14 protein-coding genes are annotated in these 14,405 nt (G+C 66.8%); 8 read left to right on the forward strand and 6 right to left on the reverse strand.

The features are described 5' to 3' along the window. Window positions 1-1,161 precede the first annotated feature (1,161 nt). Window positions 1,162-1,611: a DUF3151 domain-containing protein gene (locus NA5_RS36910; RefSeq protein WP_062993703.1), complete on the forward strand. Its 450-nt coding sequence runs from the start codon at window positions 1,162-1,164 to the stop codon at window positions 1,609-1,611. Between the two features lie 49 nt (window positions 1,612-1,660). After that, window positions 1,661-2,764 carry an FUSC family protein gene (locus NA5_RS36915; RefSeq protein ID WP_084484704.1) on the forward strand — a complete coding sequence of 368 codons (1,104 nt, stop codon included), beginning with the start codon at window positions 1,661-1,663 and terminating at the stop codon, window positions 2,762-2,764. Between the two features lie 283 nt (window positions 2,765-3,047). On the opposite strand, the gene NA5_RS36920 is transcribed toward NA5_RS36915, so the two are convergent. After that, window positions 3,048-3,833 carry a site-2 protease family protein gene (locus tag NA5_RS36920; protein ID WP_062993680.1) on the reverse strand — a complete coding sequence of 262 codons (786 nt, stop codon included), beginning with the start codon at window positions 3,831-3,833 and terminating at the stop codon, window positions 3,048-3,050. A gap of 2 nt (window positions 3,834-3,835) precedes the next feature. Next, window positions 3,836-4,498 carry a hypothetical protein gene (locus tag NA5_RS36925; protein WP_245672644.1) on the reverse strand — a complete coding sequence of 221 codons (663 nt, stop codon included), beginning with the start codon at window positions 4,496-4,498 and terminating at the stop codon, window positions 3,836-3,838. Between the two features lie 406 nt (window positions 4,499-4,904). Between NA5_RS36925 and NA5_RS36930 the strand changes: the two genes are divergently transcribed. After that, complete coding sequence (locus NA5_RS36930) at window positions 4,905-6,194, forward strand: adenylosuccinate synthase (protein ID WP_062993682.1); 1,290 nt, start codon at window positions 4,905-4,907, stop codon at window positions 6,192-6,194. An 81-nt stretch (window positions 6,195-6,275) separates the two neighbouring features. Then, entirely contained in the window at window positions 6,276-8,888 is a 2,613-nt protein-coding gene (locus tag NA5_RS36935) for a helix-turn-helix transcriptional regulator (RefSeq protein ID WP_062993683.1), read from the forward strand. Window positions 8,889-8,902: 14 nt separating this feature from the next. Here NA5_RS36935 and NA5_RS36940 read toward each other — a convergent pair whose 3' ends face one another. Then, window positions 8,903-9,937 (reverse strand): saccharopine dehydrogenase NADP-binding domain-containing protein, encoded by a 1,035-nt coding sequence (locus tag NA5_RS36940; RefSeq protein ID WP_062993684.1) that lies wholly within the window; start codon window positions 9,935-9,937, stop codon window positions 8,903-8,905. A gap of 95 nt (window positions 9,938-10,032) precedes the next feature. Here NA5_RS36940 and NA5_RS36945 point away from each other — a divergent pair, with 95 nt between their 5' ends. The 4 genes from NA5_RS36945 to NA5_RS36960 all read left to right on the forward strand — a co-directional run bounded on the left by NA5_RS36945 (window position 10,033) and on the right by NA5_RS36960 (window position 11,964). Beyond that, window positions 10,033-10,953 carry an AraC family transcriptional regulator gene (locus tag NA5_RS36945; RefSeq protein WP_062993685.1) on the forward strand — a complete coding sequence of 307 codons (921 nt, stop codon included), beginning with the start codon at window positions 10,033-10,035 and terminating at the stop codon, window positions 10,951-10,953. A gap of 117 nt (window positions 10,954-11,070) precedes the next feature. Then, entirely contained in the window at window positions 11,071-11,346 is a 276-nt protein-coding gene (locus tag NA5_RS36950; protein ID WP_062993686.1) for a type II toxin-antitoxin system Phd/YefM family antitoxin, read from the forward strand. Further along, entirely contained in the window at window positions 11,343-11,747 is a 405-nt protein-coding gene (locus NA5_RS36955) for a type II toxin-antitoxin system VapC family toxin (protein ID WP_062993687.1), read from the forward strand. Before NA5_RS36950 ends, NA5_RS36955 begins: the two co-directional genes overlap by 4 nt. A gap of 22 nt (window positions 11,748-11,769) precedes the next feature. Continuing rightward, window positions 11,770-11,964 carry a DUF433 domain-containing protein gene (locus tag NA5_RS36960; protein WP_062993688.1) on the forward strand — a complete coding sequence of 65 codons (195 nt, stop codon included), beginning with the start codon at window positions 11,770-11,772 and terminating at the stop codon, window positions 11,962-11,964. 13 nt (window positions 11,965-11,977) lie between these two features. Here the strand turns inward: NA5_RS36960 and NA5_RS36965 are convergent, their stop codons facing one another. From NA5_RS36965 to NA5_RS36975, 3 genes are all read right to left on the reverse strand, one after another. After that, window positions 11,978-12,730 (reverse strand): DUF427 domain-containing protein, encoded by a 753-nt coding sequence (locus NA5_RS36965; RefSeq protein ID WP_062993689.1) that lies wholly within the window; start codon window positions 12,728-12,730, stop codon window positions 11,978-11,980. A 61-nt stretch (window positions 12,731-12,791) separates the two neighbouring features. Beyond that, window positions 12,792-13,256, reverse strand: a complete 465-nt coding sequence (locus NA5_RS36970; protein WP_062993690.1) for a MarR family winged helix-turn-helix transcriptional regulator — start codon at window positions 13,254-13,256, stop codon at window positions 12,792-12,794. A 67-nt stretch (window positions 13,257-13,323) separates the two neighbouring features. Further along, complete coding sequence (locus tag NA5_RS36975; protein ID WP_062993705.1) at window positions 13,324-14,403, reverse strand: acyl-CoA dehydrogenase family protein; 1,080 nt, start codon at window positions 14,401-14,403, stop codon at window positions 13,324-13,326. Window positions 14,404-14,405 lie beyond the last annotated feature (2 nt).

A 14,405-nucleotide genomic window follows, 5' to 3' on the forward strand; every position in this document is an offset into this window, starting at 1 on the left:
AGCCGCTTTCGCGCTGCTCCGCGCGGCCGGACGTGGCTGCGCTGCTCGGCGTGGGTGCAGAGGGGGCTGCGCCGCCTTGTGGGTCCACGCTGCCCGGCTTGGTCGAGTTGCCCGACGCGGGAGCAAGTGGGGCGGCGTTGCCTCGCGGGTCTGCGCTGTCTGGCCTGGAGTTGCCTGACGCGGGAGCTGGCGCGGCGGTGCTGCCTCGTGGGCCCGCGCCGCCGGGCTTAGGGGCGTTGCCCGGCACGGATGGGGAGGACGGTGCATCGGCTCCGCCCGAATGGCTCGGTGCCGCAGGCTTACCGAGCGCGGCGATATCCCCGGTCGCTGCACCGGATCCCGTCGACTGACCAGCGCCGGTGGACGGCTGCTTCGGCAGCGATGGCGACGGGATCGGGCGAGTGGGAGCGGCCGCGCCGCGCTCACCCGCGGCTTTCCCGGATGCCGAAGGCGCGTTCGACCCCGACGGTGCCGCGGGGACTGGCCGCGTCGGCGCGTTGGCCGCCCCACTTCCTGGCGTCGCACCGGATCCATCAGACGCACTCGCCCCTGATGAGGCTGACGGTCGGGTTGCCGCGGTGGCTGAGCCTGCGCTGCCCGCCGAAGCACCAGGTCCCGAGGAAGAACCCGGCCCTGAACGGGTACCGGGACGCGAGGGGGTGTCGGAGCCTGCGGCTGGACCAGGACGGGTGGGGGCGTTGGACCCCGACGAGCTGGCCCCTGACGATGAGCGGAACGGTCGGGTCGCCTCAGCTGCGCCGTCCTTCGCGCCAGCCCCGGCTCCCGAGGAGCTGCCCGGTCCCGATGGGGAGCCTGCTGCGGAACCGGGGCGCGACGATGCGCCTGATCCCGGCGACTTACCCGGTTCGGAGGGGGTGGGTGACGCGGGTGTCCGGTCCGCGGCGGGGCGCGGGTCAGCTGCCGCTTCGGCGGGGCGGCCGGGATTTCGTGCCGGGCTCTTCTCGTCGTTCGGGTCGGACACCTATAACCCCTCGGTCGGGCGGAACAGTTGAACTCGACGGCCAGCCTAGCCAGCAATTCGGTCGACTGTGAGCAATCCCCTGCCCTGTCCGGCTCGATGGGCGGCGGGTGGGCGGGCACTGCTCAGCCAGGGGAACGCCGTGTCGGCGCGGTACGCGCGCGCAGTGCACAATGAACCGCATGACCTCGTTCGGTGACTTGCTCGGACCGCAACCGGTACTCCTGCCCGAAGACTCCGATGCGGAGGAGGCGCTGCTGAACAACGCCGATCCGGTGCAGGTCGCGGCCGCGCATCCGGCGGCTTCGATCGCCTGGGCCCAGCTCGCGGAGGCCGCGTTGCAGCGCGGCGGGGCCGATGGCGATACGCAGGTGGTCAATCACGACATCGTCGCCGCGTACGCGTTCGCGCGCACCGGCTACCACCGCGGTCTTGACCTGTTGCGGCGCAATGGCTGGAAGGGTTTCGGCCCGGTGCCGTGGAGCCACGAACCCAATCGTGGTTTCCTGCGCAGTGTCGGCGCACTTGCCAGGGCGGCAAGGGCGGTCGGTGAGACCGAAGAGTACGCACGCTGCCTCGATCTGCTGGAAGACTGCGACCCGCGCGCTGCGGGTGAGCTCGGCCTCGATTAACCAGTTGATCGATCCGAATTCTCCCGTGGCCGTCGCTCGGGCCAGCAGCATGGAGCGGCTGCGCAGGTCGTGGGCGCGATTGCGACTGTCCGCGCTGCCGATTCTGCAGTGCGCGGTCGGCGCGGCGCTGGCCTGGTTCATCGCGCACAAGATTGTCGGGCATTCGGTGCCGTTTTTCGCGCCGACCGCGGCCGTGGTCTCGATCGGCATTTCGTTCGGCGCCCGGCTGCGCAGGTCGGTGGAGTTGGTGGTCGGTGTCGCGGTCGGCATCGGCATCGGCGATCTGTTCATCACCCGAGCGGGCACCGGCGTCTGGCAGATCGCCTTGGTCGTCGCGGTGGCCATGGCCCTAGCGGTATTCCTGGACGGCGGTTCGATCATCACCATGCAGGCCGCCGGTTCGGCGGTGCTGGTCGCGACCTTGCTGCCGCCGTCGGCGGGCGGCGGCTTCTCGCGCATGATCGACGCGCTCGTCGGCGGTTTGGTCGGTGTGGTCGTCGTCGCATCGATACCGCTGCATCCGGTCCGCCGGGCCCGCGAGCAAGCCGCGGAAGTCCTTGCGGTACTGGCGAAATCGCTGCACGACTGCGCCGACGGTCTGCTCGAACAGGATCCGGAGAAGATCCGCACGTCCCTGACCGCGGCCCGCGCGACCCAGCCCCAGATCGATGGCCTGCGCTCCACCTTGGAGGGCGGCCGCGAGATCAGCCGGATCTCCCCGCTCTATTGGAATTCTCGTCAGCGCCTCGACCGTATCCGCGCCACCGCCGATCCGCTCGACAATGCCGTCCGTAATACCAGGGTGCTGCTGCGTCGTTCGCTCACCCTGGTCCAGGACGACGAAATCCTCGACCCCCGACTGATCGAGGAACTCGAGCGTCTCGCCCAAGCCGTGGAGGTTGTGCGCCGGATGATGCTGGCCGATCCGGGCGAGCAGCCGGATCAGGCCGAGGCCGCCCGGGTGCTGCGTGGCATAGCGAAGGCCGCACGACCGGAACTCGTTGAGGGCGCGGGACTTTCGGCCCATGTAGTCTTCGCCCAGATGCGCTCCATGCTGGTCGACCTCATGCAGGTCTGCGGTATGCAGCGCATTTCGGCCATGGCCCTGCTGCCCCCGACGGTCCCGAATCCGCATGTGCCGCCGGAGGATTGAGCCCACTACTCAGCGGATTTCGGACATTTCCCGCCCGGTGCGGGACGTGCGCTCGGCCTTCGGCACCCGAATCATGATCTTCACGTAGTCCGCTACTCGTGTTCGCCCACGCCCGCGGTCATAGCCTCGAGAGGCAACCGCGGTTACGAGGGGTAGCGCGGTTGGGAACGTTTCGCCCGACGGCGAACCGCCTACCGGCCATATGGTGTGGTGGCCGGGCGGGTGAGGTCGTGCGAAGAGGTCACCCGGTCCGGGAAGTCGGACCGGGTGACCGGTATGTCGGCTAGGTCCAGAACCGCGTCAGCCAGCCGCCGAATCGCGACCAGTCCGCATCGACGCCGGACAACTCGTACAGCGAGTACACCGCGTCGAAGAACACCTTGTTGATCGACGGGGTGAACAGCAGCGCGAACAGGATCAGCATCCCGAACGGCTTGAACTGATCGAGCGCCCGCCGGGTCTGATAACTCAGCGACGGCTCGACCACGCCGTACCCGTCCAACCCGGGCAGCGGCAGAATGTTCAAAAGCGTTGCGGTGATTTGTAGAAACGCCAGAAAGCTGAGGCCGTACCAGAACGCGCGATGTGAAGTGTCACTGCCGAAGAACCGCACGATCACCAGCAACAGCACCGCGCACAGCGCATTCACCGCTGGCCCCGCACCGCTGATGATCCGCTGCATGCGCGCACTGACGCTATGCGTGTGCACGTACACCGCCCCGCCGGGCAAGCCGATGCCGCCGAGTGCGATGAACACCATCGGCAATACGATCGACAGCAGCGGATGGCTGTACTTCAGCGGATTCAGCGTGAGATACCCCCGCAACTCCACCTCGCGGTCGCCCGCCCGCCACGCCGTGTACGCATGGGCGAATTCGTGCAGACACAGCGTGACGATCCAGCCGAAGACGACGAGCAGAAATACCCCGAACTTCGCCCGCGTCGACTGCACATCGGCATCCCATGCGAGCACGCCACCGGCCACCGCGATGGCGATCACCAGTAGGAATATCGGGCTCGGCCGCCGCGAAACGCCCAGTGCTGGGCGGCCGTCTCTCGGAAACCGCATCGTCAACGCACCAGCAGCCAGTTTTCGTGATGCCGATAGAACGACGACCGCGGCAGCACCCGGTCGTTGGCAATGCCGTCCCTGGTCACCACGGCCCCCGGCGTGCCGAGCTGTGCGGCCCGTCCTTCCAGCCAGCGGCGCCTACGGATGATGTTCTTCTGCACGCTCGCCCGCACCCCCGGCATATCCAGCATGGGGGAGACGATCATCGCGTCGACCTTCCCGGAGAACAACAGGGCGTCATCCACATAGGCCTCGCCCTCGAGCTTCTCGCCGCCGGGACCGGTGATCTCGGCCCGACCGACCAGCACCGTTCCGGTGTCATCGCGAATCAGCGGGGTTTCGACAGCGCGGCCCTTCACCGCCCGTTTGGCGGCGGCATTTCCGGTGCCGGTCTGGTAGGCGCGTGAGCCGTAGGTCTTGTCGACGGGCACATATCCGATCTCGACATGCAGTCGCTCGGTCCGCATCAGATGGGTCAGCACGGAGGCCAGGGCGGCATCGTCGCCGAGCACGATCAGCCTGGGCAGGCTGTCGGCGGCGAGCACGGGCAACAACTCATCGATCACGCCGTTTTCCGGGATGGTGGTCGTCTGCGAAAGTGGCAGCGACGCGAGGGCGATGGGTACCGGTGCGCCGTCGCAACGGAGAACGTGGGTACTCAAACTGCCGTACACCCTCCTCGGTTCGGCCGACAACCCGTCGGTCACCCTCGCCACCTGTCGGCGGACCCCCTGCTGGTCCGCCGTGCCTCGCAACCATAGCTGTGTTTGATTGGCAGCGCCTGCGGCGCTGCGTGTTCGCGGCCCCCTTCTGTCTCGCGTCCGAGCGGCCGAGACTCGCGCCTGCGGCGCATGCGCTTCGGCCGCTCGGACGCGAGACGGGCCGCGAACGGGTCGCTCGTAAGACTCGCTCCGTTGGGGTTGGGTAGACATCGACGGTTGCCTGCGATCCGGAGGGAGGCCGGGACGCAACTGGGCATTGGGTAGACTGTGCTCCCGGCCACCGCCTCAATACGGCAGGTAGCTGCAACAGATGGCTGTTGCGCGTCGAACCGTAGGAGACACGACCATGCCGGCAATCGTCCTGATCGGCGCCCAATGGGGCGACGAGGGTAAGGGCAAAGCAACCGATCTGCTCGGTGGCAGGTTGCAGTGGGTGGTTCGGTACCAAGGCGGTAACAACGCCGGTCACACGGTCGTTCTGCCCAACGGCGACAAGTTCGCACTGCATCTGATCCCGTCCGGGATTCTCACGCCGGGCGTGACGAACGTCATCGGCAATGGTGTCGTCGTCGATCCCGGCGTCCTGCTCGCCGAGCTGGCCGGACTGGAGGAGCGCGGCGTCGACACCTCGGGACTGCTGCTCTCGGCCGACGCGCACTTGATCATGCCGTACCACGTGGCCATCGATAAGGTCACTGAACGCTTCCTCGGCAATAAGAAGATCGGCACCACCGGTCGCGGCATCGGTCCGTGCTATCAGGACAAGGTCGCCCGGGTCGGTGTGCGCGTCGCCGATGTGCTCGACGAGAAGATCCTGACCCAGAAGGTCGAGGCGGCCCTGGAGTTCAAGAACCAGGTGCTGGTGAAGATCTATAACCGTCGCGCGTTGGATCCGCAGCAGGTTGTGGATGAGGTACTCGGACAGGCGGAGCGCTTCTCGCACCGCATCGCCGACACCCGCCTGGAACTGAATCTGGCGCTGGAGCGCGGCGAAACCGTCCTGCTGGAGGGTTCGCAGGGCACCCTGCTCGATGTGGACCACGGCACTTACCCGTATGTGACCTCGTCCAACCCGACCTCGGGCGGTGCGGCGGTCGGTGCGGGCGTCGGACCCAACAAGATCACGACGGTGCTCGGCATCCTGAAGTGCTACACCACCCGCGTCGGTTCAGGTCCGTTCCCGACCGAACTATTCGACAATTTCGGTGAATTCCTGGCCAAGCAGGGCGGCGAGGTCGGCGTGACCACCGGTCGGGCCCGCCGCTGCGGCTGGTTCGATGCGGTCATCGCGCGCTATGCGACGCGGGTCAACGGCGTCACCGACTACTTCCTCACCAAACTGGACGTGCTGTCTAGTCTGGAGCGGGTGCCGATCTGCGTCGCCTACGAAATCGACGGCAAGCGGGTCGAGCAGATGCCGACCACACAGACCGAATTCCATCACGCCAAGCCGATTTACGAAGAGATGCCCGGTTGGTGGGAAGACATTTCACATGTGCAGACTTTCGAGGAATTGCCTGCCAACGCCCAGGCGTACGTCTTGCGTCTGGAGGAGCTGTCCGGCGCTCGCATTTCCTGCATCGGTGTCGGACCAGGCCGTGATCAGACCATAGTCCGCCACGACGTGCTCGGTTGAGGACCGTAACGGCTGATACGGTGCGGCCGTTCATGGTTCGTTGTCCTCGATCATGATCGGTGACGAACTAGAGTAAGAGCTATGGCTCGGAACTGGCCGATGATCGAGCGCGAGACCGAGTTCGAAGCGATCCGCGCGGCACTCACCGGAACCGAATATGTCGGTGCGGTATTGACGGGCGACGCCGGAGTCGGAAAGACGACGCTGGCGAGACAGGCGACGGCCGCGGTAGGCGGCAATGTCCGGTGGGTGGCGGGTACGGAATCGGCCCGCACCATCCCGTTGGGCGTATTCGCCCATATGGTCGGCGCTTATACGGCGCACGATCCGGTGACATTCATGTCCGCCGCGCGCGAGGCACTGCTCGTCGACGGGCACACGACCATCGGTGTCGACGACGCGCATCTGCTCGATCAGCTCTCGGCCACACTGCTGTTGCAGCTGGCCATCGATAAGGCCGCGCATATCGTCGCGACCGTGCGCAGCGGGGTGCAGGTGCCCGACGCGGTCACCTCGTTATGGAAAGACGGCCATCTGCTGCGTATCGACCTCACTCCGTTCACGGAGCAGCAGAGCGTCGATCTGGTGGAGTCGATGCTCGGCGGCCAGTTGGAAGGCTTCACCGCCAACCTGATGTGGGAGTCCTCCGGCGGAAACGCCCTGTTTCTCCGGCATTTGGTGGAAGGTGCGTTGGAGGCCGGTTCGCTGCGGCAGGTGAACGGCGTCTGGCAGTTGCGCGGCCGGGCCGCGGTGACCTCGGAATTGGCTGCGCTGCTCGAGGATCGGGTGGAGCAACTGCCCGAGCCGGTGCTGCGGGTGCTCGAACTGCTCACCTTCTGCGAGCCCATCGATCTTGACGTGCTTTCCGAACTGGCGGGTGAGGAGGCCGTTGAGGCCGCCGAAACCCGTGGTCTCATCAGGGTTGTCCAGAACACCCACCAGTTGATCGTGCGTTACAACCATCCGCTTTTCGGCGAGGTCATCCGGCGCAGGCTCGGTATCGCGTCGGCCCGGCGGCTGCGCGGTCGGCTGTACTCCTCGCTCAAGGAACGGCCGGTCAATTCCGCGCCGGATCGCATCCGGTTGGCCGAATTGGCTTTGGACAGTGATAAATCCGCCGATCTCGAACTCTTCGAGGCGGCCGCCGCCGATGCGATCGGACTGGCCAATATGCCGCTCGGTGAGCGCTTCGCCAGGGCCGCGGTGGAACGTCGCGGCGGGGTGGAGGCCGCGGATCTGCTGGCTCGGGCGCTGCTGTGGCAGGGCCATCGGATCGAGGCCGAACGCACCCTGGCCAGTTTCGATCCGGATCAGATGAACGAGGTGCAACTGGGCCGCTGGGGCAGCACCCGGGTCTCGAATCTGTTCTGGGCCATGGGTGATGCCGATCGGGCCGACGAGGTACTCGCGATGCTGCGCGGCAGGGTGCAGCATCCGAAGATCAAGGCCACCTTCGAGGGCTTGGCCGCGGCGTGCGCGGTTCACGAAAATCTGCTCGAGGACGCGTTTTCCGGGGCCGAAGCGGTGATGGAGACCGAAGGCGCACCGCCGTGGGCGGTTTGGTGGGCGGCCTTCGGCGGCGGCTTGGCGCTGGCGCTGATGGGTAGGGGCGAGGCGGCGCGGCAGTACGCCGCCCGCGGGCATCAGGTGGAGTCGCATATCGACGGACTCAACCGTTTCATCTCGACCCATGCCGAGGTGCTCGCGCTGATCTGCACCGGCGATCTCGAGGCCGCACGTCGGCGCGCCTCAGGGTATTTCGGCTACTCGGCACCGGGCCAGTACCTGGCGTGGGGCATGTCGAAGATCTTGCAGGGCACCGTCGACGTGGCGCAGGGCCGCTTCCCGGACGGGATCGAACATCTCGAACAGGCACTGGCCGCGCTCACCGCCGAGGGCGCCGCCACCTGGCACATTCCGGCGAGAATCCGTCTGGCCGAGGCATATTCGGCACTCGGGCGGCCCGCGGAGGCAGCCGAATCCATTGCCGAGGCGGCCGCTCGCGGTGGCAGGCACAGTGCAGTCTACGACCCGCAGTTGGAGCTCGCGCGCGCCTGCGCGGCCGCCGCCGAGGGCACCGTTACCCCCGCTATCCGACTGGCCATGGGCGCCGCCGACGCGGCGGCGCGCGCACATCAGCACGCCATCGAGGCCATGGCACTGCATACGGCCGCCCGCTTCGGCGACCATTCCGTGGCAGGCCGACTCGCCGACCTGGCCGCCCGGGTCGACGGGAGCCTGGTGCAGGTCCAGGCCCGTCACGCGGTGGCGCTCGCCGCCCACGACGGACCGGGTCTCGACGCGGCCGTAGCCGAATTCGAGCGCATCGGCGCCATGCTCTCTGCCGCCGACGCCGCCGCCCAGGCCGCATCCGCCCACGAACGCGCCGGTGACCGCCGCCGTCTACTCGAATCCGCCGCCACCGCAAACCGTCTCGCCGCGGCCTGCGGCGGCGCAAGCACCCCGGCTCTGCGTCAGGCGGCCCAGCCCTTGCCGCTGACCTCGCGGGAACGCGAAATCGCGAATCTCGTTGCGGCAGGGCTGTCCAACCGTCAGATCGCCGATCGCCTCACCGTTTCCGTTCGGACGGTCGAGGGCCACCTCTACCGCGCCTGCATCAAGATGGACGTCACCGACCGCGAGTCGCTCGGCGCGCTGATGCGCGGTGAATCGTCCGGCGGGGGAGCCAGCTGAGTGGGCGGACGGGGTTAATTGTTGATGCGCCAGGTGATATCGAAGCGGGTGAGGGCATCGAGGAGCTCTTCGGCGTCGAAGGCTTCGGCTACGGACAAGGTGCCGGGCTTGGTGGTTCCGTCGGCCAGGCGGACCGCGATTTCTACCGCTTCCAAAGCCGAATCGCGGTAGGAGTCGACACCGCTGACGACGCCGCGAGCCGAATGTCCGTTGCTGTCATAGGCATCCACCACCACGTCGTAGCGCAGGTCGGAACTCGGTTCGTCGGGCAGTGATTCGATGATCTCCTCGGTGAAGGAGCCGAGGAGGTCGAGGATGGCGGTGTCCAGGACGCCTTCCACATACGACACGTCGGTATGTCTGGGGATCGTGATCACCGGTGGCTGTGGGAATTTCGCGACGGCGGTGGCCGCGGCGTGGCCGGGAAATGTCAGCTCGGCATGACGCGCGGCGGTTCCGGTCCGCAGTTCGCCATCTTGGAAGTGCCAGCCGCCGCCGCGGAACCAGTCGAGGCTGGCGAAGACGGTTTTCGCACTGCCCTTGGAACCGTTGCCGCCGCTTTTGCTGAGGTGGCTGAGCACGATCTCGACCGGTCCGGTCAGTCGGCGCGCGGTCAGGTGGGCGAGCAGGTCGCCCGCGACATTGTTATCGGTGACGCCCGGAATCACCGTGACACCCGCTGCCTCGGCTTTCGCACCGTACTCGTCGAAAACCCGCTTCAGGAAGAGTTGTTCGCCGGACAGATCTGTGTAATGCGCCCCCGCGGCGATGGCTGCCGCCAGTACCGGCTCACCATTGTGCACATACGCGGACAGGCTGCTGATGACGGCGTCCGCGCCGGTGAAGGCTGCGACAAGTGCGTCGTGATCGGTGAGTGCCGCGACTCGAATCTCGGCCTCCGGTATCCCGGCAGCTGCCGCGGCGGCCCGCATTCGAGATGCGCTGCGGCCCACCAGGATCGGGGAGATTCCGCGCCGGTGCAATTCGGTGAGCAAGTAGCTGCCGGTGTGACCGGTCGCGCCGTATACGGCAATCTTCGTCGTTGTCATGAGTGAGACACTATGGACAGATTATGAGTAAATAAATGCTTAGGAGCCGCATTATTATGTCTGAAACACTCATTCTAGAGAGGTATGGTGAACAGGTGGACATCCTCAGCGAAACCATCGCCGCCATCCGCACCGGCAATCCGACCTCCGGCCTGTTCATCCGGCACGCACCGTGGGGCCGTGCCTATCCGGTCGTCCCCGGCGCGGGTTTCCATGTGGTGCTGCAAGGTTCGTGCTGGGCGGTGCCGACCGGCGGTGAACCCATCGCCCTCGGCGTCGGCGATGTCCTGTTCATGCCGCGCGGTGCCGACCACGATCTGCTCGACCGCCTCGACAGCCCGGTGACCGAGCAGGCGCGGCCGGGGGAGCCGCGCGAGATCACCGGACCCGGTGCTCGCACCGCCCTGCTCTGCGGCGCATACGAACTCGGTAGGCAGCGCAGCCATCCGCTGCTCGACGAACTTCCCGAATTCATCCATCTCCCAGCGCGTCCCGGCCGTCACCCGTCCCTGCGCGCCGCTGTCGACCTGCTCGTCGCCGAGGTCGCCGAACCGAAACAGGGCAGCGATGCCGCGGTCCCCGCCATCCTGGAGACCTTGCTGCTGTTCATCCTGCGCGCCTGGTTCGACCAGCAGGCCGCCGACGAACCGGCCACCGGTTGGGCGGGCGCCTTCGCGGATCCGGCGGTCGCGGCCGCACTGCGCGCCGTACACGAGGCACCCGCCCGGACCTGGACGGTCCCCGACCTCAGCGATATCGCGGGCGTCTCCCGAGCCACCCTGGCCCGCCGCTTCACCGCCACCGTCGGCGAACCACCCCTGGCCTACGTCACCCGCTGGCGCATGCTGACCGCCGCCCGCCTGCTCCGCGACACCGACAGCCCCCTCGGCGCCATCGCCAGAAAGGTCGGTTACACCTCCGAATTCGCCTTCGCCAAGGCCTTCAAACGCGAATACGGCCAAGCGCCAGGCCAATACCGCCGCGCCGACGACCAGCCGCCACTGATCGCGGTCTGATCGCCGCTCACCCGAGCTTGCTCACGATGCGCCGTGGTAGTAACTGCATGCCCGAACTGGCGAACGCCGCCGCCCAGCTCCGTAGCCTCCCGTGCTACGTCAGGCTACGCTGGTGTCATGAAGGTGATCACGCAGCGGGAGTTCCGCAATAATTCCGCGGCTGTCATGGACGCCGTCGAGGCCGGTGAGGTGTTTCGGGTCACCCGAAATGGTGTGGAGGTCGCCGAACTGCGCCCGGTCGGTCGTCGCCGTCGATTGACCGCCGCAGAGCTAGTGGAACGGCATCGCAAACTACCGCGAGTGGATTATGCCCGGATGCGGCAGGAGGCCGACGAGTTCTTCGGTACCGAGGACCGCATCGGCGATGACGACGCATGGGAATCCCGTCGATGACGAACCGGCACGCATCCGGCGTCCTCGATACTTGCGCGTATCTCGATCTGGATGTTCTGGATCCGGATGTCCTGCCCAAGATCCCCGAAATCACCGCGATCACCCTGGCGGAGCTGAGCCAGGGCGTCGCGATGGCCAAGGATGCCGCGACCCGTTCCGTGCGATCCGAGCAATTGGGCGCGGCCATCGTGGAATTCGATCCGCTGCCGTTCGATGAGGATGCCGCGACGCGGTACGGCACGTTGGTGGCACTGACCATGGCGGCGAAGGGTGATCCCAAACCACGCAGAATGGACCTGCTGATCGCGGCGATAGCGTCGGCCCGCGGGCTGCCGCTCTACACGCGCAACGCCAAGGACTTCCGCGGGCTGGAGAGCATGCTCGAGATCGTCGCCATCTGACGCGGCAAACTAGATTAGAACGATGTCGCTCCTCGGCCGCATCACCTCGAGCCCCGAAATTTGCCACGGTAAACCCGTGGTACGCGGCTTGCGGTACCCCATCGAGATGCTGTTGGAACTCCTGGCAGCGGGCATGAGCATCGATGAAGTCCTGGCCGACTACCCGGAGTTGGAGATCGAGGACATGCTCGCAGTGCTCGAATACGTCGCGGTCTGACCCGGGCAGGCGGTCAGCTGAACGGCGTTTTCGGGCGGTCCTGGAGTTCGCCGTCGAGGTAGATGTCCACCTTCTCGTTGTAGAAGCAGGCCAGGCCCGCGATCTTCTGGCTTTCCGGCAGCGGGGTGCGGTAGCCCCAGACGAGGTCCGGGTATTGCTTGCCGTCGATGTGGACGGTCCAGTAGTCTGCGGTGCCCTTGTAGGGGCAGCTGGTGTGCGTGTCCGACGGCTTCAGTAGGTCTTGGCGCACATCGGTCAGGGGGAGGTAATACCTTGCGGGAAGGCCGGTTTCGAAGAGGATGCGGGGGGAGTGCGAGTCGGCGACGGTGGTGCCGTCGATTTCGACGCGGACGTGGCGGGAGCTGGCGAGGATGTCGACGCGGGTGTACGGATCGCGCGGGTGGACGTAGACCGGCTCATCCTCTTCGAACCATTCGTCCATGGCATTCCAGTCCAGACGCACCAGTTCGTTCAGTTCGGTGAACGGGGAGTCGTGATAGCGCACCGCGGCGCCGGACGCGGTGGTGCCGTCGACGACCACGTCGTATCCGGTGGCGGTGCCGCGGCTCGGGGATTTCGCGCTGGTGCCGTTCGGCTCGAGTTTCGCGTGCAGATCCGCGACGGGCAGATAGTAGGTCGGGTAGTGCGGACTCTCCCAGACCAGGACCGATCGGGTGGTATCTGCGACCAACTGGCCGCCGAGGTAGACCCGGACTCGCTTCTGGCTGGTCGCCAGCTTGACTCGGCCACGCTTCTCATCGGTCATACTCTCCGACCGTACTCCCCTCCGACCGTACACCGGAGCGAGATGCGACCTGCGGAATCGGCTATCGCGACGTGGACAGATGCTGCGGCACCGACTTCTTCAGTGCGTCCAGCAGCTCCTTCATATCGCTTTCCATCCTGGCCAACCGTTCGATGTCGAAACCGGCCAGCCCCGCCGCCATCGCCTCGCCGAAGGCGCCGCGGGCACGCGTCAAGCGGGTGCGTCCGGCCGGGGTGAGTTCGACGACGACGGCCCGGGAATCATCCGGGTCCTTGCGCCGGGAGGCGTATCCATCCGCGACGAGCTTGCCGATCAGCGCCGTTGCCGCCGGCTGTGAGCATCGATCGATGCGAGCGAATTCGCTGACGCGCACCGCGCCGTGTTCGTCGAGCACGGCGAGTGCGCGCATCACGGCTCGCGGCAGATCATCGCCGCTGATCACCCCGGCCAGCCGGGTCAGCCGCCCGGCGGTGACGAGGAGGTTGACCACGATGTCATCTGCTGTTGCCGCCTGAGCCCGCTGCACACAATATTATTACATACGCTAACTATCTACCGCCAGGGGTGCACGGACCTGCGTGAACGGGTACGGATCAGGCGGGTTGTGGGAGCGGCCGGTGCGGTCGTCCGAACAACTGCGCATCACCGTGCGCGCGCTTGAAGAACAAATGCGCGTCATGTTCCCAGGTAATGGCGATGCCGCCGTGCAACTGCACCATCTCGGCCGCGATGGTCGTGAAGGCCTCCGAACAGTGCGTTCGCGCCACCCAGACATCCTCCGCGGCGGACGGGCTATGCTCCGCCACCGCGACCGTCGCCGCATACGACGCGGACTCGGCCGACTCCACCAGCACATACATATCCGCCATGCGGTGCTTGAGCGCCTGGAAACTGCCGATCGGCCGCCCGAACTGCACCCGGGACTTGGCGTACTCGACCGTCATCTCCAAGCATCGTCGCGCGGCGCCGACCTGCTCGGCGGCCACCGCGGCCCAAGCGATTTCGTGCAGGCGGGCGATGAGCGCCGGATTCGCCGAACCGAGCCGTCGCGCCGGAACCGCCGCGAACGAGATTTCGGCGAGTTTGCGGGTGGGATCCATGGTCGCGACGGCGCGACGCGTGACCCCCGCGGCGCCCGACTCGACCTCGAACAGCCCGTCCGAAGTCACCACGACAAGAGTGTCGGCAGTCAACCCATCCAGCACGTAATGCGCTGTGCCGGACAGTGTTCCGTCTTCGGAATGCACACCCGGCTCATCCCAGCCACCCGGGCCCGCCCAGCACACCGCGATCGTGCGGGTGCCTTCGGCAACCTCGGGCAGCAGCCGCTCACACGCCTCGCCGTCACCGGACAACAGCACCGCCTGCGCACCGAGCACGGCCGAACCCAGCATCGGCACCCCGGCCAGCGTGCGCCCCAATTCGGTTACCACCAGAAGGGATTCGACCAGGCTCGCACCGAATCCGCCGTATTCCTCCGGAATCGCGAGCGCCGCGACACCGACCTGCTCGCACAGCAGCCGCCACAGCGTCTCGTCATAGCCGCGTTCGGTATCCATTGCCGCGCGCACCGCGGCGGATCCGGCGTGCTTGGCGAGCAGTGCCCGGACCGAGGCGATGAATTCCTGATGTTCGGTGCTGGGCCCACCTGTCGCCCGACCGCCACCCCCCATCG

The sequence above is a fragment of the Nocardia anaemiae NBRC 100462 genome, assembly GCF_001612725.1.
Taxonomy (GTDB): Bacteria; Actinomycetota; Actinomycetes; order Mycobacteriales; family Mycobacteriaceae; genus Nocardia; species Nocardia anaemiae.

What these genes read in the sequence shown, in the direction of transcription:
- NA5_RS36940 (WP_062993684.1), bottom strand. Translation starts at nt 9,937, where the DNA reads ATGACAACGACGAAGATTGCCGTATACGGCGCGACCGGTCACACCGGC.
- NA5_RS36955 (WP_062993687.1), top strand. Translation starts at nt 11,343, where the DNA reads ATGACGAACCGGCACGCATCCGGCGTCCTCGATACTTGCGCGTATCTC.
- NA5_RS36950 (WP_062993686.1), top strand. Translation starts at nt 11,071, where the DNA reads ATGAAGGTGATCACGCAGCGGGAGTTCCGCAATAATTCCGCGGCTGTC.
- NA5_RS36930 (WP_062993682.1), top strand. Translation starts at nt 4,905, where the DNA reads ATGCCGGCAATCGTCCTGATCGGCGCCCAATGGGGCGACGAGGGTAAG.
- NA5_RS36975 (WP_062993705.1), bottom strand. Translation starts at nt 14,403, where the DNA reads ATGGGGGGTGGCGGTCGGGCGACAGGTGGGCCCAGCACCGAACATCAG.
- NA5_RS36920 (WP_062993680.1), bottom strand. Translation starts at nt 3,833, where the DNA reads ATGCGGTTTCCGAGAGACGGCCGCCCAGCACTGGGCGTTTCGCGGCGG.
- NA5_RS36910 (WP_062993703.1), top strand. Translation starts at nt 1,162, where the DNA reads ATGACCTCGTTCGGTGACTTGCTCGGACCGCAACCGGTACTCCTGCCC.
- NA5_RS36915 (WP_084484704.1), top strand. Translation starts at nt 1,661, where the DNA reads ATGGAGCGGCTGCGCAGGTCGTGGGCGCGATTGCGACTGTCCGCGCTG.
- NA5_RS36965 (WP_062993689.1), bottom strand. Translation starts at nt 12,730, where the DNA reads ATGACCGATGAGAAGCGTGGCCGAGTCAAGCTGGCGACCAGCCAGAAG.
- NA5_RS36960 (WP_062993688.1), top strand. Translation starts at nt 11,770, where the DNA reads ATGTCGCTCCTCGGCCGCATCACCTCGAGCCCCGAAATTTGCCACGGT.
- NA5_RS36935 (WP_062993683.1), top strand. Translation starts at nt 6,276, where the DNA reads ATGGCTCGGAACTGGCCGATGATCGAGCGCGAGACCGAGTTCGAAGCG.